The 19162-nt window shown below is 67.6% G+C and carries 17 protein-coding genes; 6 read left to right on the top strand and 11 right to left on the bottom strand.

Annotated elements, in window-relative coordinates; all coding sequences use genetic code 11:
• Positions 1–112: 112 nt before the first annotated feature.
• From NET02_RS06025 to NET02_RS06055, 7 genes are all read right to left on the bottom strand, one after another.
• On the bottom strand, positions 113–355 hold the full coding sequence (locus tag NET02_RS06025; protein WP_284056480.1) for a hypothetical protein: 243 nt from the start codon (positions 353–355) through the stop codon (positions 113–115).
• A 20-nt stretch (positions 356–375) separates the two neighbouring features.
• Positions 376–1599 (bottom strand): DNA polymerase IV, encoded by a 1224-nt coding sequence (gene dinB, locus NET02_RS06030; RefSeq protein ID WP_284056481.1) that lies wholly within the window; start codon positions 1597–1599, stop codon positions 376–378.
• Between the two features lie 422 nt (positions 1600–2021).
• The gene (locus NET02_RS06035; RefSeq protein WP_284056482.1) at positions 2022–3350 is read right to left on the bottom strand and encodes a dihydrolipoamide acetyltransferase family protein; all 1329 of its coding nucleotides are present in this window, start codon (positions 3348–3350) and stop codon (positions 2022–2024) included.
• Between the two features lie 48 nt (positions 3351–3398).
• Entirely contained in the window at positions 3399–4400 is a 1002-nt protein-coding gene (locus tag NET02_RS06040) for a pyruvate dehydrogenase complex E1 component subunit beta (protein ID WP_284056483.1), read from the bottom strand.
• Between the two features lie 18 nt (positions 4401–4418).
• The gene (gene pdhA, locus NET02_RS06045; RefSeq protein ID WP_284056484.1) at positions 4419–5432 is read right to left on the bottom strand and encodes a pyruvate dehydrogenase (acetyl-transferring) E1 component subunit alpha; all 1014 of its coding nucleotides are present in this window, start codon (positions 5430–5432) and stop codon (positions 4419–4421) included.
• 215 nt (positions 5433–5647) lie between these two features.
• A complete protein-coding gene (locus NET02_RS06050) occupies positions 5648–6148 on the bottom strand; it encodes an adenosine-specific kinase (RefSeq protein WP_284056485.1) in 501 nt (166 codons plus the stop codon).
• A gap of 17 nt (positions 6149–6165) precedes the next feature.
• Complete coding sequence (locus NET02_RS06055) at positions 6166–7335, bottom strand: NAD(P)-dependent alcohol dehydrogenase (protein ID WP_284056486.1); 1170 nt, start codon at positions 7333–7335, stop codon at positions 6166–6168.
• A gap of 158 nt (positions 7336–7493) precedes the next feature.
• Between NET02_RS06055 and pyk the strand changes: the two genes are divergently transcribed.
• A complete protein-coding gene (gene pyk, locus NET02_RS06060) occupies positions 7494–8921 on the top strand; it encodes a pyruvate kinase (protein WP_284056487.1) in 1428 nt (475 codons plus the stop codon).
• A gap of 18 nt (positions 8922–8939) precedes the next feature.
• On the opposite strand, the gene NET02_RS06065 is transcribed toward pyk, so the two are convergent.
• Positions 8940–10016 (bottom strand): peptidase domain-containing protein, encoded by a 1077-nt coding sequence (locus NET02_RS06065; protein WP_284056488.1) that lies wholly within the window; start codon positions 10014–10016, stop codon positions 8940–8942.
• 189 nt (positions 10017–10205) lie between these two features.
• Here NET02_RS06065 and NET02_RS06070 point away from each other — a divergent pair, with 189 nt between their 5' ends.
• Entirely contained in the window at positions 10206–10769 is a 564-nt protein-coding gene (locus NET02_RS06070; RefSeq protein ID WP_284056489.1) for an NADPH-dependent FMN reductase, read from the top strand.
• Positions 10770–10815: 46 nt separating this feature from the next.
• Positions 10816–11706 (top strand): VOC family protein, encoded by an 891-nt coding sequence (locus NET02_RS06075; RefSeq protein WP_284056490.1) that lies wholly within the window; start codon positions 10816–10818, stop codon positions 11704–11706.
• 7 nt (positions 11707–11713) lie between these two features.
• Here the strand turns inward: NET02_RS06075 and NET02_RS06080 are convergent, their stop codons facing one another.
• From NET02_RS06080 to NET02_RS06090, 3 genes are read right to left on the bottom strand one after another with little or no spacing between them, the layout of a single operon-like run.
• On the bottom strand, positions 11714–13120 hold the full coding sequence (locus NET02_RS06080; RefSeq protein WP_284056491.1) for a hypothetical protein: 1407 nt from the start codon (positions 13118–13120) through the stop codon (positions 11714–11716).
• Between the two features lie 41 nt (positions 13121–13161).
• The gene (gene murJ / locus NET02_RS06085; protein WP_284056492.1) at positions 13162–14790 is read right to left on the bottom strand and encodes a murein biosynthesis integral membrane protein MurJ; all 1629 of its coding nucleotides are present in this window, start codon (positions 14788–14790) and stop codon (positions 13162–13164) included.
• On the bottom strand, positions 14787–15308 hold the full coding sequence (locus NET02_RS06090) for an adenylyltransferase/cytidyltransferase family protein (protein WP_284056493.1): 522 nt from the start codon (positions 15306–15308) through the stop codon (positions 14787–14789). The genes murJ and NET02_RS06090 overlap by 4 nt, the downstream gene beginning before the upstream one ends.
• Positions 15309–15536: 228 nt before the next feature.
• On the opposite strand from NET02_RS06090, the gene NET02_RS06095 reads away from it, so the two are divergent.
• From NET02_RS06095 to NET02_RS06105, 3 genes are all read left to right on the top strand, one after another.
• Complete coding sequence (locus NET02_RS06095) at positions 15537–16472, top strand: ABC transporter permease (protein WP_284056494.1); 936 nt, start codon at positions 15537–15539, stop codon at positions 16470–16472.
• Between the two features lie 18 nt (positions 16473–16490).
• Positions 16491–17405 (top strand): ABC transporter permease, encoded by a 915-nt coding sequence (locus NET02_RS06100; protein ID WP_284056495.1) that lies wholly within the window; start codon positions 16491–16493, stop codon positions 17403–17405.
• 236 nt (positions 17406–17641) lie between these two features.
• Positions 17642–19150 (top strand): ABC transporter substrate-binding protein, encoded by a 1509-nt coding sequence (locus tag NET02_RS06105; RefSeq protein WP_284056496.1) that lies wholly within the window; start codon positions 17642–17644, stop codon positions 19148–19150.
• Positions 19151–19162: the final 12 nt, after the last annotated feature.

The raw sequence follows: 19162 nt of genomic DNA on the forward strand, positions 1-19162 counted from the left end.
TGGATTGCCCTGGGCGGGCTCGAGCGGGAGGGCTTCCTCGGCGACGCACTACAGTGGGGAGGAGGCCCATGAGAGCGGCTTGCCCTGACCTTCGGCATGCAGGAGCCGCGCGTCAGCTATCCCTGCCGGGCGCGGCCTCGTCGAGGGGATGCAGTTGCAGCACGTGCCTGGCGCCGCAGCGCGGACAGGTTGCTTCCAGCCATCCCTGGGCGACGTAGCGCCGCTGGCGTACCTTCACTTCGATCCTCCCCGTCTCGTCGTAGATGGCCAGCAGCACCGGGGGGTTGGCGCAGTCGCAGACCCAGCGGAAGCGCAGAGGGGCCTGTTCGGTCGCGTCGATCGATCGACGGGTCATCCTTCGTCCTCCGTCACAGACTAGCGGCGTTCGAGGGCCGATACCAGAAGACGGGCAGGGCCGACCGGATACCCGAGCGCGGTGCCGGGTCGCCGGGATGATGCCCCGGCTGCGTCACGCCGGGCAGCGAGCCGGTCGAGCGCTCGCAGGAGCAGCAGCGCGCGGAGTGGTCTGGGATCGAAGAGCGCGAGCTGCACCGCCAGCGGTGCCAGGCCGCTCACGCGCACACCCAGTAGCCGAACCGGGCGGCGCCACTCGTCCAGCAGCTCGAAGGCGAGGCCAACGGCTGCCTCGGCGATCTCACGCCCATCGATCGTAGGGCGTGCGAGGCGGCGCTGCCGGCCGAGTGTCGTGAAGTCGTCGAACCGCACTTTGACGCTGACGACCTGCCCCTGCAACCCTTCGAGGCGCATCTCCCGGGCCGTCTTCTCGGACAGCTCGCGGAGCGCCTGGCGGATCTCGCTCCGTTCGCTCAGGTCTCGGTGAAAGGTGCGCTCGTGCCCGATCGACTTCGGCGCGCGCTCCTCCGGCGTGACCGGCCGCGGGTCGATCCCCTGGGCCCGCTGGTGTACCTCCTCGGCACGGCGGCCGAAGACGACGCGCAGCCAGTACGGTGGTATCTGCGCGAGCTGGCCGAGGGTGCGCACGCCGAGCTCGCGCAGTCGCCGGGCGGCGTTCGGCCCGATGCCGGGCAGGTAGTCCACCGGCAGCGGGGCCAGGAACGTCGCTTCCTGGCCTGGCGGGATCAGACGCAGGCCGTCTGGCTTGGCGAGATCGGCAGCGACCTTGGCGACCGTCCGGTTGGTGGCGATCCCGACGGTCACGCTCAAGCCCAGCTCCGCGCGCACCCGCTGGCGCAGTCGCCGGCCGGCAGCCGCGGGCTCTTCGGGCCAGCGTGGTGCCGGGCCGAGTTCGAGGCATGCCTCATCGATGCTCAGATGCTCGACGAGGGAGCTGAGGTCGCTCAGGATGGCGCGGAACTGCGCGGCCAGCTCGCGGTAGTAGGCGAAGTCCACCGGCAGGAAGACCGCCTGCGGGCAGAGCCGCTCCGCTTGTCTGATCGGCATGCCCGAGCGGATGCCGTAGCGGCGGGCTTCATAGCTGGCCGAGGAGACGACACCCCTCCCACCAGGGCGCCCACCGACGATGAGCGGCTTACCAGCCAGCTCCGGACGTCGACGTACCTCCGCGGCGGCGAAGAAGGCGTCGAGGTCCGCGTGGAGAACGGCTCGCTGCGCGTCCACCCGATCCCAACCCCTTCCCTAACACCGGATTAGAACATCTGTTCGTATTCTACGCTGCGAGCCTGCCGGTGTCAAGGGTCGTTCGTTCGCCTAGGACGGATCATCCCATCTCCTGCGGTGGGGGAACGCTGGTTATCGCTTCACGGATTTCATAGGCAGGAGTCATCTCGCCTCCGGCCGTGGGGAACGCCGCCTGGAGGAGGGGGACCCGTTCAGTGGGCTTGCATGGTGCGAGCGGAGCTTCGAGAGCAGCGCGCAGACAGTCTCCCGCCGTGGTCGGAGTCCTGGCCGGTATGGGGGCTGGGGGTGGCGGAGAACGCGCTCGCCCGCGGCAGGATCGCGGGTCACCTAGCTGAGGTGAGCATAGGGGGCGACCTGGGTCGCCCCCTCGAAATCGCACGCCTGTCCTCGTGGCGAGACCCTCAGCGCACGAGCAGGAGCATCGGGTGCTCCAGCAGGTGCTTGACCTCCGCCAGGAACTGGGCTGCAGCGACGCCGTCGGCCACCCGGTGGTCGGTCGACAGCGTCATCCGCATCCGCTGCGAGGGAGCCAGCTCACCGTCAGCCCGGTAGACCGGCTCCTTGATGATGCTCCCGACCGCCAGGATCGCGGCCTGTGGCGGGTTGATGACGGCGGTGAAGTGCTCGACCAGCCCATACATGCCGAGGTTGCTGATGGTGAACGTTCCGCCCTGGTACTCCTCGGGCCGCAGCTCGCCGGTGCGAGCCCGGTTGATCAGATCCTTGCTGAGCCGGGCGATCTCGCCCAGCGGCTTGTGGTCGGCATCGACGATGTACGGCGTGATGAGCCCGTTCTCGACCGCGACCGCGATGGCGATGTCGATCCGCTTGTAGACTCGAAGCTGGGTTCCGGCGAAGCTGGCGTTGAGGCCGCGGTGCTTGCGCAGGGCGAGCGCGCAGGCTTTGACCAGCATGTCGGTGATCGAGACCTTTTCTGCTTCGTCGTCGACCTGCTCGTTGATCTGCTTGCGAAGCGCCAGCGCGGCGTCCATCTCGACGACCGTCGTCACGTAGAAGTGCGGGGCCTGCTGGTGGCTCTCCGCCATGCGCCGGGCGATGGTCTGTCGCATCCGGCTGAGGTCGACTACCTCGAACTCCGGCAGGCCGGGGGCGACTGCCGCGGGCGGAACCTCCACTGCTGGTCGGGGCGGCGCTGCCGGCGCGGCCGGCGCAGCCGGGGCGGCCGGAGCTGCGACCTCGGCCGGCGGTACCTCCGGCGCGGCTGCCGGGCGGCCGATGAGCGGCATGATGTCTTCCTTGACGATGCGCCCTCCTGGGCCGCTGCCGCGAACCTGGTTCAGATCGATCCCGTGCTCGGCGGCCAGCCGGCGTACCAGCGGCGAAGCGCGCACCCGTTCACCCGGAGCGCGCTCGGCGACGGCCTCCGTCACCTGGGCGGCCGGCGCGCCCACCGGTTGCTCGGCCTTCTCCTCCCGTCGCGCTCGGCCATCCGCGGCGGCGGCAGGCGCTGTTGCAACCTCGACCTGCTCGCCCGGCTCGCCGACGATGGCGATCGGCTGGCCGACCGGGATCGTTTGCCCCTCCTGCGCCACGAGCTTCAGGAGCACCCCGCTCTCGAACGATTCGATCTCCAGGTTCACTTTATCGGTCTCGATCTCGGCGATCGGCTCCCCGCGCTCCACGCGGTCGCCTTCCCGCTTGAGCCAGCGCAGGATGGTGCCCTCGGTCATGTCATACCCCATCTGGGGCATGACGATCGGCTTAGCCATCAGTCGTTCCTCCGCGCTCGTGACTGGCTGACCGCTCGATCGCTTCCGCTAGCCGACGGCGACCGGCTGCTTCTGGTAGAGCACCTGGCGCACCGCTTCGACCACCTGGTCTTTATTGGGCACCACCAGGCGCTCGAGGTTCCGCGCGTACGGCATCGGCACCTCCAGGCTGCCAACCCGGGCGATCGGCGCATCGAGGTAATCGAAGGCCTTCTCTTGTACCGCCGCAGCGATCTCGGCACCCATGGCCAGCGTGCGCCAGCCCTCCTCGACCACCACTAGCCGGTTCGTCTTCTGGACTGAGCGAACAACCGTATCGATATCCAGCGGGCGGAGCACCCGCAGGTCGATGACCTCGCACTCGATCCCCTCGCGGGCCAGCTCCTCGGCCGCTCCCAGCGCCAAGTAGTACCCGCGCGACCACGAGACGATGGTCACGTCGGTTCCCTCGCGGCGCACCTCGGCGCCCTCCAGCGGCAAGAGGAAGTCCTCGTCGTCCGGCACCTCGCCCCGGTTGCGGTAGATCAGAGAGTGCTCGATGAAGATCACCGGGTCGTTGCCGCGGATGGCCGACTTGAGGAATCCCTTCGCGTCCTTCGGCACGGCCGGCATCACGACGCGGAGGCCGGGTACGTGGGCGAACCAGTGCTCGAACGTCTGGGAGTGCGTAGCGCCGAGCTGGCCGAAGCCGGCCGCTGTCCGGATCACCACAGGCGCGGTGAACTGGCCGTTGAACATGTAGTGGAGCTTGGCCGCGTGGTTCACGATCTGATCCAGCGCCAGCAGCGAGAAGTTAATCGTCATCAGCTCGACGACCGGTCGCAACCCGCCGATGGCCGCGCCGATCCCGGCACCGACGATGCCTAGCTCAGCGATCGGTGTGTCGCGGACGCGCTTGGGGCCGAACTCCTGCAGGAAGCCACGCGTCACGGCGTAGGAGCCGCCGTAGGCGCCGATATCCTCGCCCATCAGGAAGACGCGCTCGTCGCGGTACATCTCCTCGCGCAGCGCCTCGCGCAGCGCGTCACGATAGGTAATCTCACGTGCCATCCGTCTCGCTCCTCGCCGTCAGCTCACCCGAACCGGCTCGGCGTAGACGTAGTCGGTCACCGTCTCCGGATCGGGATCCGGGCTCTCATCGGCGAACCGAACCGCCGCCGCGACGACCTCATCGATCTCCCGATCGATCTCGTCGAACTCGGCTGCCTCAGCTTTGCCCTCTTGAGTCAGACGGTTGCGGAAGAGGACGATCGGGTCGCGCTGGCGGCGGTACTCCTCGATCTCCTCCTTGGAGCGGTACATCTCCGGGTCGGCCATCGAGTGCCCGCGGAAGCGATAGGTCAGCGCCTCCAGGAAGAATGGCCCCTTGCCGGAGCGACAGTGCTCGAGCGCTGCCCGGGTCGCCTCGTAGACGGCCAGCACGTCCTGACCGTCCACCCGCTCGGCCGGGATGTCGTAGGCGCAGGCTTTCCTGGCCATCTCGCGAACGGCCGAGGCGTGCTCGACGGCGGTGCCCATACCGTACAGGTTGTTCTCGCAGAGAAACAGAACTGGCAGCTTCCAGAGCGCTGCCAGGTTCATCGACTCGTGGAACGGCCCGGCGTTCGTCGCTCCGTCGCCGAAGATGGCTACGGCTACTCGCCGCTCGTCCAGGTACTGGCTGGCCAGCCCCAAGCCGACCGCGATCGGGAGGTGGCCGGAGACGATGGCATACCCGCCCCAGAAATTCTTGCTCGCGTCGGCGAAGTGCATCGAGCCGCCACGCCCGCCGACCAGCCCAGTCGACTTGCCGAACAGCTCGGCCATGCAGCGACCGGGATCCAAGCCCAGCGCGAGCGCGTAGCCGTGGTCGCGGTAGTGGGTGACCAGGTGGTCGCGCTCGTCCATCGCGTGGATAGCGCCCACTGCCACGGCTTCCTCCCCGATGTACAGGTGGAGGAAGCCGGCGATCTTGCCGAGCGCGTACTGCTCGGCCGCCGCTTCTTCGAACCGGCGAATGAGGACCATCCGCCGGTACATCTCGAGCAACTCGCTCTTGGGCAGCGCCAGCCCGGGCGAGCGCCCATCTACCGTACTGGTCATGCCAGCCTCCTGCCTTCCGCCCCCGTCGTCCGGAGGCGGCTCGCTACACTTCCCGGCACGCGAGCGGCTCTGCCGCGTGCCCACGCCGTGCGCGGCTCTCTCCATCCGCTGACCACGCCCGCACCCCATACTCCCGGCGGGCACTCGAGCCTCGTCAGTGGAATCGCCCGGCCAACCGAAACCATTCGGACCGAGCCACCTACAACTCTAGGTTATCACACCGAACCGCCGAGCTTATACCCGATCCGCCTCAGGAATTCTTCCCGCTTGACCACGTCGGCCTCGGCCTCGACGCCGAGCGGCTTGAACCCATCGACCACCCCGAGCACTGCACGCCCCTCGCCGACGTCGGCCAGGATGACCTCGACCGGGTTCGCGGTTGCGCAGAAGATGGTGCAGACCTCGGCCACATTGCGAATTGCTGGCAGGACATTGATCGGGTAGGCATTCCCCAGCATCACCAGGAAGCAGTGCCCGGCCGCGATATTGAGCACATTGCGACGGGCCAGTTCGGTCAACTCCGGGTCGGTTCCGCTCCAGCGCACCAGCCGCGGGCCAGACGCCTCGCTGAAGGCGAGGCCGAACGCGATCCCCGGCACCGATGTGACCAGCGCCTCGTGCAGGTCCTCGACGGTCTTGATGAAGTGCGACTGCCCGAAGATAACGTTGACCTCTTCCGGCTTCTCGATCCGGACGCTCACCAGCTCGATCGGCATCGCCTCCTGCTCCCCTCCTACTCTGCCCCTCCGGGCAGCACCACCGCGCGTCCCTTGATCTTCCCCTCGTGGAGATCGCGGATGGCCTGGTTGATCTGCTCGAGCGGATAGAATGTTACCGCCAGCCGCACCTTCCCCTCGCCAGCCAGCGCCATCAGCTCGAGCAGGTCTACGTACGTTCCCACCAGGTTACCGATGATGCTCTTCTCCTCGGCGATGAGATCGATGGCCGGAACCTCCACCGTACCCCCGTAGCCGATGACGAAGTAGGCTCCGGCTCTGCGTGTCATCGCCAGCCCCTGCGCAATCGAGCCGCCCTCGCCCACGAAGTCGAGCACCACTTCAGCTCCCTTGCCACTGGTCAGCTCGCGCACCTCGGCAACGGCCTCGGGCCCGGCTCGTACCACGTGCTCCGCCCCGAGTTCCCGCGCCAGGCCCAGGGCCAGTTCCGAGCGATCCACGACGATGATGCGAGCCGGGCTGAGGTGGCGCAGCACCTGGAAGGCAATGTGGCCCAGCCCGCCGAAGCCGATCAGCACGGCCCAGTTCCCCGGCTCCAGCATCCGGGCGGCACGCTTGGCCGCGTGGTAGGCGGTCAGGCCGGCATCGGCGTGCGGCGCAACCTCCCGCGGCTGGAGTCCATCGGGCAAGCGGACGAGGTTGCGCTCCTTCGTCAGGAGATAGTCGGCGAAGCCGCCGTCGCAGTTGAGCCCGGGGAACCGGCTGTTCTCGCAGCGCACTGCCCTCCCGGATGACCGCCTGAGCTGCGTCGTCGCAGTTGAGCCCGGGGAACCGGCTGTTCTCGCAGTGCATGTCGTTACCCCGCCGGCAGGCCGGGCACACGCCGTNTGCATGTCGTTACCCCGCCGGCAGGCCGGGCACACGCCGTCGGTGATCAGCGGGTGGACGATGACCGGATCGCCCCGCTGGAACCGGCGCACGCCGGGGCCGACCTCCTCGACGAAGCCGGCGTTCTCGTGCCCCAGCGTGTAGGGTAGCTCGACCGAGACCTTGCCCCGCCAGATCCCCTCGATGATGTGGAGATCGGTGCGGCAGAGCCCCGCGCCGTCGATGCGGACGATGACGTCGTCGGCTTCCTGGATAGCGGGGTCGGGGACCTCGTCGATGACGAGATAGTCCGGCCCGCGGAATTCCGGATCGTACTGGTGGAGGCGGGCGGCACGCATCGTTCCCTCCTTCGTGTGGAGACCCGGGGACGTTGCCTGCGCCTTTCATGGTAGCACTGGCGAGTTGGCAGTGGTCAGGCGCGTCCGCTATGCTGAGACGTTCACCAGGTCGGGTGCTGCCGGAGTGTGCAACGGTCGTAGATGGAGATGAGCAGCGCATGCGCAAGCAGACCGTGCGCCGGGCCAAGATCGTGGCTACCATCGGCCCGGCATCGTGGGACGAGGACATGCTCGCCGAGCTGCTGCGGGCAGGGGTCAACGTCGTTCGGGTCAACGCGGCCCACAACGCCCCCGAGGAGCGTCGGGAGATCATCGCACGTATCCGCCGGGTGGCCGGGCGGGACGGCCGTCACATCGGCATCTTGCAGGATCTCGCCGGCTGGAAACCGCGCACCGGGCCGCTGGCGGGCGAGGACCCGGTTCGGCTGATCCGTGGGCAGCAGGTCGAGGTCGTGCCCGATGGCCAGCCGCTGGAGCCGGGGCGGATCTCGATCGAGGACGAGGCGCTGACCGGGCAGCTCGAGCCGGGCGATCGCGTCCTGATCGCTGACGGGTTGCTCGAGCTCGTCGTCGAGCGGCGAGCGGGCCGGCGGCTGCAGGCTCGGGTGGCCCGTGGTGGGCTACTTCTCGGCCGCCAGGGCGTCACGGTGCCGGGGCTCCGGGGCCGCCCGTTCACCCTGAGCGACCGCGACCGGGCCGATATCGCCTTCGCTGCGGAGCACGACCTCGAGTACCTCGGGGTGAGCTTCGTGACCAGCCCGGCCGATTTGGAGCTGGTGCGCGAGGAGCTACGGAGCTGCGGCGCGCGGGCGCACCTGGTCGCGAAGATCGAGCGCCCCGAGGCTCTGGAGCGGATCCACGAGATCGTCCGGGTGGCCGATGCGATCATGGTCGCCCGCGGCGACCTGGGAGTCCAGCTCCAGCCGGAGGATGTGCCGATCGCCCAGAAGCGGATCATCGAGGCGGCTCGCGCCTGTGGGCGTCCAGTCATCATTGCGACACAGATGCTGGAGTCGATGGTCAACCAGCCGATCCCGACCCGTGCCGAGGTGACCGACGTCGCCAACGCGGTCATCGAGGGGACCGATGCGCTGATGCTCAGCGCCGAGACGGCGACCGGTCAGTACCCGGTCGAAGCGGTGGAGATGATGGATCGGATCATCAGCGCGACTGAGCGGCACTTCACGCCGGGGCGTCCAGCGGCCAGCGAGGCGCCGACGACGATCGCCTCGACGATCGCCCGGGCGGCCACCGACATCGCGCGGCGTTGGGAGGCCGTTCAGCTCATCGCGGCCATCACGCGCACCGGGTTCACCGCCCGCGAGGTCGCGCGCGAGCGCCCGGAGACACCGGTCGTCGCGCTGACGGTAGACGCGTACGTGGCGCGGCAGCTCTCGCTGGTCTGGGGGGTCTACCCGCTGGTGGCTCCCTTCGCTGAGTCGACCGAAGAGCTGATCGACGAGATGGCGCGGAAGATCGTCGAGGCCGGCTACGCGCAGCGCGGCGATCACGTCGTGTTCACCGGCAGCCTGCGCTACTTCCCGGAGCCGGGCCATACTGATGCGCTGCACCTGCGGCAGCTCTAGGGCCGAGCCGCGCGGCGGTCAGCCCTCGCAGCCGAGACCGTCCTGGTCACGGTCGAATCCCTGGGGATCGGGCGGCAGGACGCGGAAACCCCGGTAGGGAACGTCGACGCAGCGCAGATCGGGCGGCGGGGAGGGGATGCAGGCATCCGGGTAGGCTGGGTCGCAGTGCCAGGCGGGATCGGGCGGGGGCTGGTAGCCAGCCGGAAGCGGTGCGGGCTCCTTGCTGAGGAGCTCGTAGCGCCAAGCGTAGTAGTGCCGGCCGACATTGCCAGCTTCCACCCTCCAGCCCTCGGGGTTATCGGGTGTGTAGGTCAAGACGCGCCGCTCGAAGACCTGCACCAGGACCCAGCGCTGGACGCCGCCGACGCGGATGCGCGTCCAGTAGGCTTCGGTGAGTGGGAAGCCGGTGGCGTAGAACGGGTTCTGGAAGAGGCGTTCCTCGACACGCTGGCCGTTCTCGTAGACCAGGCCGGTGCTGTTCATGAACTCCCAGAAGACTGACGCCACCGCGTGGTTGGTCTCCGGCACGAGATAGGCTGCGGTGACGCCATAGGCGGCCAGCTCGGGGTTCTCCGCGACGACGCCTGCGCGGTCGAGCGTATGGGTGATCAACTCGCCGACTGGCAGGGGGGCCGCGCCGAGCAGGGTGCTGAAACTCGCGTAGGTCAGCCCGTCCGGGTTGTCGGCATCGCCGGCCACGTTGACGGCAGCGGGCGAGTGGGACTCGAACGTGTCCTGGCCGAGCTGGAGCTGGCCGGTGACCAGTTCCTTGGCCAGCAGCCCGTTGGTGACGTACCAGGGCGAGCGCGGGTCGGCGGCCGGGTCGGTCAGCTCCATCCGCGTCTTGTCGAAGTACTGGACGAGCCTGATCCCACCGGGGGCCTCTCGATACGGCTCGCCCATCGCTCCCGTAAACGGGCCAGGCCCCCACATCCAGGTCCGGTGGGCGGTGCCCTCCAGCACTGGCTGGTCAGTCCGAGCCCAGGTACCGGCGAACGCGCCGGTGGCGATCGGGGCCGTCTGCGCGAGCGTGGCGGGCGAGACGAGGAGTGCCACGCTGACCACGGCTGCGACGAGTCGACGTGCCAACCGCATGCATGCTACTCCCTCAGAGCTTACGGTATCCCAGCGGCGACGCCGCTTTCTCAACCTATCTTACCGGCGACCCTGTGCGTGTGGAGGAGCCGTGGGAATGTACAGGCGGGGACGCGCGTCTGCAGTGGGATACTGTACCGTGGCCGGTGGGCCGCCGGTCGAGGGGGATGAGCTGAAAGGGGGAACGGGGTGAGCTCGCGGCCCTTTCTGATCCTCGGGATACCCGGCAGTTTGCGACGCGGCTCCTACAACCGCGGGCTGCTGCGCGCTGCTCAGGAGGTGGCCCCGGAATGCGTCCAGATTGAGCTCTTCGAGCTACACGAGATCCCACCCTACAACGAGGACGTGCGGCAGCAGGGCGTTCCTGAGCCGGTCGCGCGGCTGAACGCGACCATCGTGGCCGCCGACGCCGTGCTGATCGCGACACCGGAATACAACTGGAGTATCCCGGGGGTTCTGAAGAACGCGATCGATTGGGTGTCGCGGCCGCCGGCGAGCACGCCGCTGCGCCGCAAGCCGGTCGCCGTCATCGGGGCCTCGGGCGGCTTGTCCGGCACGATCCGCGCGCAACTGGCCCTGCGGCAGGTGCTCTTCTCCCTCGAGAGCTACGTGCTCCCCAAGCCCGACCTCTGGGTCCGCAACGCCGGCCAGCTCTTCGATCAAGAGGGGCGGCTCATCGACGAGGAGACCCGCCAGCGCCTCCACGAGGTGCTCGAGGCCCTGGTAGACTGGACGGAGCGTCTCCGCGACTGACGCTGCTCCAGCTCCGGCTCCGTCCCGTCGTGATGGGAGCAAAACGATGCCCACCCAACCACGCCTGCCTGGTGATACCTCCCTCGGCTGGGTGAAGCTCCGCGTTGCCGACCGGGAGCGCTCGCTCCGCTTCTACCGCGATGTGCTCGGTTACCAGGTTGACCTGCCGGACGATCGAACCGCCCGGCTCCGGCCCGCACCTGACCGCCCAGCGCACTTCGTGCTCAGCGAGCTTCCCGGCGCTATCCCCCGGCCCCAGCGCTCGACTGGCCTGTACCACACGGCCATCTTACTGCCGCACCGCCGGGAACTCGCCCGGGTTATCCGACGGCTAGTCGACGCCGGCTGGCCGATCGGCGGGGCTGCCGATCACGGGGTCAGCGAAGCGATCTACCTCGACGATGCCGAGGGCAACGGGATCGAGATCTACGCCGACCGGCCGCGCAGTGCCTGGCCGGCTCAGGGGGAGCAGGTCGCCATGTATACCGACCCGCTCGATATCCCCGATCTCCTGCGCGAGCTCGCGGCCGACCCGCAACCGTGGTCGACGATGCCCCCGGATGCGCGCATCGGGCACGTGCACCTGCAGGTCAGCGACCTCGACCGCGCCGAGGAGTTCTACTGCGGCATCCTCGGCTTCGAGGTGACCCAGCGCAGCTATCCCGGCGCGCTGTTCGTCTCTGCCGGCGGGTATCACCATCACCTCGGGCTGAACATCTGGAACAGCCGGCGGGCCGGGCCGCCGCCGCAGAATGCGACCGGGCTGCTCGCGTTCGCCATCGTCATCCCCGAAAGGCCAGCCTGGGAGGCCGCGGTCGAGCGCGTGCGGGCGGCCGGCTTGCCCGTCGAAGAGGCACTGCGCGACGAGTACGGCATTGGCGTCGCGACGCGCGATTTCGACCTGATCGGCGTCGAGCTCTGGACACCGGCCGCTTGAGGCGGTCTCAGGCGGGCAGCGCCGAGGCCGGGGGATCAACCTCTGCCTCCGCGGTTCGCCGCGGCCGGAAGAGCTGATCGCCGAGCCAGGCGATCGTCACCAGCCAGACCGGGAGCGTCAGCAGCCAGATGAAGACCTGCTCGCCGAGGGGGGAGAGCGCCCCGGGCAGCCAGCCGCGCATCAGGCTCATCAGGTACGTGCCTTCGAGCAGCAGCACGGCCATACCGGTGTACCAGCGCAGCGGGCCGAGCTGGAACGCCACCAGCGCGAGCGGCACGAGCCAGCTCAGGTACTGCACGCCGAAGCCGGCCGTGACGGTAAAGAGCAGCAGAATGACGGTCAGCATGCCGTCCAGGAGATCCCGCGAGCGTCCCAGAGTCAGGTAGAAGAGTCCCAGCGCCGCCAGCGTGGCGTACGTCCCGTACCGGCTGGCCAGCGCGAAGAGGGACTCCGGCTCCAGCGGTCGCAGCCAGGCGAGACTAGACTGCCCGGCGGCCGCCTTGAGCAGGTTCAGTACCGCGGTGTAGCCCCACCACCCCGTGACGGCGCGGTAGCCCAGCACGGTGCCCAGGATGTCCCGCAGCGAACCTGGCCAGAACGCCAGGTACACGATCAGGCCGGCTGCGACCGGGAGCGCTGTGCCGGCCGCCAGGCGCACTCTGGCAGCCAGGCCCGGTAGGTGCAGCAGGAACAGTGGTAGGAAGACGGCCGGCCACGTCTTGTCGAGCACGCCGAGCCCGAGGAGCAGGCCCGCCGCGAGTTGCCCACTAGCCGCCGCGCCGTGGAACTGAAGCCAGTACCAGGCCAGCAGCGCACAGAGCAGCGGGAGCGCGTCGAACTGGCCGTGGTAGGCGGCGACGTAGAGCGCGATCGGGTGCAGTGCGTAGAGCGATGCGACGAGGGTCGCTGGGTCGGCGCTGGCGAGACCCCACACGGATGAACGCGCCGGCAGCTCCTGCGCGCTCCAGAGCTTCCGGCTGGCCTGGTAGAGGAGCCCGGCGATGGCAGCGTCGGCCAGGATCGCCGGCAGCTTGACCAGCAGCGAGAAGGGCAGGTCGAAGGAGAGCGCCAACCAGCGCGCCAGCGCCATGCCGTACATCTGGAACGGGAGGTATGGGTGGCGGCCCTCGGCGTCGGGGTGCGTGTAGACGTCTTGGCCGGCCCGCACCAGGTCGGCCACGATGCGATACGACTCCATGTCGAAGACCGCCCCCGAGGGTAGGACGACCGCCGGGAGCAGGCGCACGGCCAGCGCGAGCAGGACGATCGTCGCCGGCCGCAGGCGCCGGTCTGGCCGGCCGAGGTCGAGCGCGAAGTAGACCGAGGTGACCGCGACGATCCAGATGAAGCCAACGAGGGCCGGGCTCACGGCATTCCGATTCCAGGCTATGCGGCCGGCGGTCAGGGTGGTCACCCACCGCTCCGCCGGGTATCAGGGGCTCGCCGGGACGGCCTTCACCGCGGCTGGCGCCCGGCAACCGCCAGGAGCAGCGCCGCGCGGGCCCGCGCGGCCTGCCAGAGCAGCCGGGCCTCCTCCACGCCGAGCAGCCGCAACCCGGCCCAGTAGACCGCGGCGCCGCCGGCCACCGGGATCGCCACCTGGAGCAGCCGCCAGCTCAGGCCCGCCTCCTCGGGCGGCCGGATCCCGACCAGCCCCTGGGTGATCAGCAGCACGATCAGCGCCATCGCGCCGCCGGCCAGCAGCGCCGACCGGAGCGTCGGTCCGACGGTGCTGTCACCCACCCGGCCCAGCGCCCGGCGGAGCAGTAGCCACATCACCAGCGCGTGCACGATGAACTGGGCCGAGTTCCCCAGCACCAGCCCTAGCATGCCGAGCGGACGCACGAGGCTGAGCGCAACGACGAAGTAGACGACCACCGAGAACACGCCGACCAGCACCGGCGTCCGGGTGTTCTGGCGAGCGTAGTAGGCGAAGATCAGCACCTGGTCGAACGCGGCGAAGAAGGTGCCGGGCAGGTAGCCCAGCAGCGCGATCCAGATGGCCCGCGCGCCCTCCAGGTCGGTGGCCCCGTGGTAGAAGAGCAGGGCGACCGCCGGCCAGCCGATGGCGGCCAGCCCGAGCGTCGCCGGGACGACCATGACCGTCACCAGCTTGAGCCCGGTGGCGAGCGTGCGCTGGTAGGCGTTCTCGTTTCCGTCAGCGAAGTGGCGGGAGAGTGTCGGTAGCGCTGCCAGCGAGGTCGCGGCTGCCACCAGCCCCAGGATCATCTGGTTGAGCGCGGTCGCGTAGCGCATCGCTCCCAGCGCGTGCTCGTCGACGCCCCAGGCTAGGTTGCGGTCGATCACCAGCGCCACCGTATTGGCAAACAGGCCGAGAAAGATCGGCAGATAGAGGAGCAAGACGCGGCGGATCGCCGGGTGGCCGAAGCCGAAATTGAGGCGCGGCAGGACGTCGCGCAGCCCGCTGAGCTGGATCAGGGCCAGCAGGCCCGCCCCGGCCAGGATGCCGATCACCAGGCTGGCAATGCCGAGCGACCGCCCGAGCGCCAGGGCTGCCGCGACGATCGCCGCGTTGCGCACAGCCAGCGAGAGCGAGGGCTGGGTGAAGCGCTCGAGCGCGTAGAGAGTCGACATTAGGATGGTGGAGAGTGCCAGCAGTAGGACTGCCGGCAGGATGAGTCGCACCAGCCGGATCGTCAGCTCGACCGTCTCAGGCCCGCGCGCCTGCTCACCGCCTCCGAGCGCGGTCATGCCGGCGACAACCCAGGGGGCGAGCAACTCCATGACGAGGACGACGCCCCCGACCACGAGCAGGGCCAGCATCAGCAGCGCGCCGACGATTCGGCGCAGCTCCTCACGCTGCGCCGGCGCCGCGTAAGCGCTCAGGACGGGCACCAGCGCGGCCTGCATCATGCCGCTGATCACCAGGTCGAAGAGCATCGTGTGGACGTTGTCGGCAATGGTGAAGGCAGCCACCGCGTCGCCGGTGCCGAAGAGCAACGCGGTCACCTGTTCCCGAGCGAGCCCGAGCACCCGGCTCAAGATCACGCCAACCATGATGATCCCGGCTGCCCGGGCGATCTGCGCGCGCTCGGAGGGGGGAGCGAGGTCGGCTGCGCTCACGGCTCTCCCGATCCCGGCGTGGCCATCGCCAGGATGCGCCGGACGATGTCGGAGGTCGAGCGGCCGGGCGTCAGGGGCACGGTCGTCACCTGGCCACCGTAGGCTCGCACGATGGCGGCTTCGGGCCAAGGCTGCTTGCCGGCTGTCAGCTCGGCCTCGTCCAGCGCGTAATCGCCTCCCTTGACGTAAATATCTGGCTGTAACCGGCGCACGGCGTCCTCGGCCGTGTTGCCCGGGAAGATCGTCGCGTAGTCGACACACGCCAGCGCCGCCAGCAGCTCGGCCCGCTCCTCGGCTGGCACGATCGGCCGTCCTGGGCCCTTTCGCCGGCGCGTCGACACGTCGTCGTTGACTCCCACCACCAGCACGTCGCCGAGCGCGCGGGCGGCCTGGAGGTAGCGCGCATGGCCGACGTGCAGCAGGTCGAAGTGGCCGTTCGTGAAGACGACGCGTTTGCCCTCGGCCCGCAGCCGGGAAGCCAGACTCTCGAGCTCGTCGAATGGGATCACCTGGCCCACTGGTCGTTACGCTCCAGAGCTCGTTGGCCCTCCTGCGGAGCTGGCGCTCGCCCAACAATCTCAGCCCGGTATCGTAGCACAGAAGCGTGGGTTAACCCGGCGGGGCAATGCGTCAGCCTCTCTGTACCTCTCTTAGTGTCTGGCCCTCATCAAATTCACCTTTCTGCAATCCGCAACGAACCTGCGTGGGATACGGTCTTTACCGGGCCGTGGATCTCGCTCGGCTCGATGGAGGTGGTTATCGTGGCCCGATATGTTCTCTCGAGATTGCTTCGAGCGCTTGCCACACTGTGGTTCGCGGTCACGCTGGTATTCATCGGTCTTCGCCTCTCCGGCGATCCGGCTGCTGCACTTCTGGGGCCTGAGGCACGCCCGGAAGCGGTTGAAGCCCTTCGCCGCGCCTGGGGCTTGGATCGGTCGATCCCTGTCCAGTACGCCGTGTATCTGACCAATGTGCTGCAAGGTGACTTCGGCCAGTCGCTCCGCGAACAACGGGCCGCCACTGTCGTGGTGCACGAGCGCCTTCCTGCGACCGCGCGACTGGCTCTCGTCTCCGTTGGGATGGCACTTGTGCTCGGAATTCCGGCGGGCGTGCTGGCAGCGCTGCGCCGCGGCACCACCCTCGATCGGTTGCTGATGAGCGTCGCGTTGATCGGTCAGGGCCTGCCGAACTTCGTTCTCGGACTCTTTCTGATTCTTCTCTTTGCCTTCCATCTGCGCTGGCTACCGAGTGGGGGTCAGCACGACTTACGTGGCCTGATTCTCCCTGCGTTCACTTTGAGTACCTATGGGATCACGAGCCTTGCCCGCTTTTCGCGCTCGGCAGTTCTCGATGTGATCAACCAGGACTATATGCGTACCGCGCAGGCGAAAGGGTTACCTCCCAGCCGGATCTTGCTTGACCATCTGGGTCGTAATGCTGCGCTCACGCTGGTGACGGTACTGGGGCTCCAGCTCAGTGTCGCGATAGCCGGCGCCGTCGTAACTGAGACCGTCTTTGCCTGGCCGGGGATGGGCCGGCTACTGTCTCAAGCAACGGAGCAACGAGATTTCCCCGTGGTGCAATACGGCGTGTTTTTGGTCGCCCTCTCGGTGGTGACTGTGAACCTCGCCATCGACCTCCTCTATGGATTCATCGATCCTCGAATTCGGTTGGCCGATTAGAGGAAGTTGGAGAACGTGATGGCTCAATCGCTCACCCGCAGGCGGCCGGTCGCTCGAGAACGTCCGGCGACGCCCCTTGTGGCGCAACGCCAGCGCACCCGTTGGAGTACGGCCCCCGTACTGCTGATCCTGGGCTGGGCTCTCCTCGCGGTGCTCGTCGCGCTCGGCGTCGCTCAGCCATGGCTCGGGCTCGCTGAGCCAGGCGCGCAGCACCTTACCGAGCGACTGCAGCCACCAATCGGGTTCGGAGGGACATGGGAGCATCCATTCGGCACGGATCAGCTTGGCCGCGATCTACTAAGCAGGCTCCTCGCTGGAGCGCGGGTCTCGCTCGGCCTCGCGACGCTGGGAGTCACGATCAGCCTCGTGGTGGGATCGATGCTCGGACTGCTTGCGGGCTTCCGGCGTGGTGTCTTGGATCACGCAATAATGTTCATCGTCGATGTCCAGCTCTCGATCCCCTTCCTGGCTATTGCGCTGGTTGCACTGACGCTCTTTGGCACTGGCCTTCCAGTGCTGATTGTGCTGCTCGGGCTGAGCGGCTGGGAGCAGTATGCGCGACTCGCCCGCGCGCTGAGCCTGCGAACCAGCCAAGAGCTGTATGTCATTGCGGCACGCAGCCTGGGCGCATCAACTGCCCGAGTCCTCAGTCGTCATGTGCTCCCGAACATTGTCGCGCCGCTTCTCGTCCTGGCAACGCTCCAGTTTACGAGCTTGCTGCTCCTTGAATCGTCGCTCAGCTTTCTCGGTCTGGGCGTCCAGCCGCCGACTCCAAGCTGGGGAAATATGTTGGGCGACGCACGCAACTATCTTCAGCTCGCCTGGTGGACGACCGTTGCCCCAGGGCTTGCGCTGCTGCTCGTGACCCTAGTCGTGAACGCGACCGGAGACTGGCTACGCGACGTTACCGATCCAGTACTCCGCCGGAGATAGAGGATGCTCGTGAGCGTAGAGAAAGAAGGATCGATAAGGAGGACGTGATGAAGGGAACCCTGCTCAACCGTCGGTATATGCTCAAGCTGGCTGCCCTCGGAGCCGGTAGCGTCTTGCTGTCGCCAGCGCTGCTCGCCTGTCGAACAACAGAGCCAGATGATGCGACCTCAGCCGGAGGAGGAGGTGAAACGACCTCGAGTGCAAACGCTCCGTCAGCCAGTACGGCGACACCTGGCATGGCCAGCACGCCTGCCCCGTCAGGCTCCCCATCAACTACGACCGATCGGCCTGAACTGCGCATCGGCGTACAGGGATTGCCGCCAGTCCTCGATCCCGACCAGGTACTCTCCAATGTCGGCACCCGTGTCACGTACTCGATGTTCGACTACCTGATCGAGCGTGACTTTCGTTCCGGCACGACTGCGGGCACCGGATTCGAACTCATCCCGATGGTAGCCCGGGAGTGGCAGCGCATCGATGACCTGACCATCGAGTTCCGGCTGCGCGACGATGTTCGCTTCCATCACGGACAGCCACTGACTGCGCAGGACGTGGTGTTCACGTTTCAGCGGCTTCTCGATAACCCTCCGGATGCGCTCCTGGAGGCGAAGTCGTACTTCAGTACAGTGCAGGGCGTCGAGGCCGTGGACGAGTACACCGTTCGGTTCACGACGCTCTATCCTGATCCGGTCTTCGAGAAGCGCATCTCTTCCTGGGGTGGTTGGCTGCTGCCCAAGGACTACTACGAGGAGGTCGGCCTCGACGGGTTCGCCCTGCGCCCGGTGGGAACCGGTCCCTACCGGCTGGTCGAATTCCAGCCTGATGATCATCTCACGCTGGAAGCCTTCGACGAGTACTTCGGTGGGCTCCCGACGGCACGGCGCATCATTTTTCGGGTGATCCCTGAAATCCAGGCCAGAGTCACTGCCCTGGCCAACGGCGAGGTCGACATCATCACGAATGTGCCGCCCGACCAAGTGCCGGTGCTCCAGCAGATCTCCGGAGTCGAAGTGCGCAGTGTACCACTCGCGAACTGCCACGTCCTTCGCTACAACTGCAACCGACCCGAGCTGCGCGACAAGCGTGTCCGTCAGGCTCTCAATCTGGCCATTGATCGAAAGCTCCTCGTCGATACCCTCTGGGGCGGTCAGGCGCTGCTTACCCGTGGTTTCCAGTTCGAGGACTGGGGACCGCTCTACAACCCCGATCGTCCCTACTTGCCCTACGATCCAGATCGCGCCCGCGCGCTTCTCGCAGAGGCCGGCTATGCCGGCCAGACTATCCGGTACAACGTCAAGCCTGGCTACTATACGTTGGGAGTTGAAGCTGCTCAGGCTATCGTGGAGATGTGGAAGGCGGTCGGCATCAACGCCGAGGTGCAGCTCATCGACTGGGCAGATTTGCCGAAAGAGGAGCGGGTAGTCGGCTCGTGGTCCAATTCCAACTATCTGGCTGATCCAGAGGGAGCCTTCTGGAATCGCTGGGGAAAGGAACAGGCCACCCAGCGCGACTGGTGGACGCCAGAGAATCCCCGCTTTAACGAGTTGGGTGACCAGCAGCGCCGAACGCTCGACCAGAACTTCCGCTACCGGGCCTTCCAGGAGATGCTCGACATCTGGGAGGATGAGGCTCCCGGTACTGTGCTCTACATCCCGATCGAGCACTACGGCGTGCGGATGGGGATCGAATGGACACCATACTCCTTCTACTACATGGATCTGCGTCCCGATAACCTCAAGTTCTAACGGCGACTGAAC

Source organism: Thermalbibacter longus (genome assembly GCF_023806485.1).
Classification (GTDB): domain Bacteria; phylum Chloroflexota; class Chloroflexia; order Thermomicrobiales; family Thermomicrobiaceae; genus Thermalbibacter; species Thermalbibacter longus.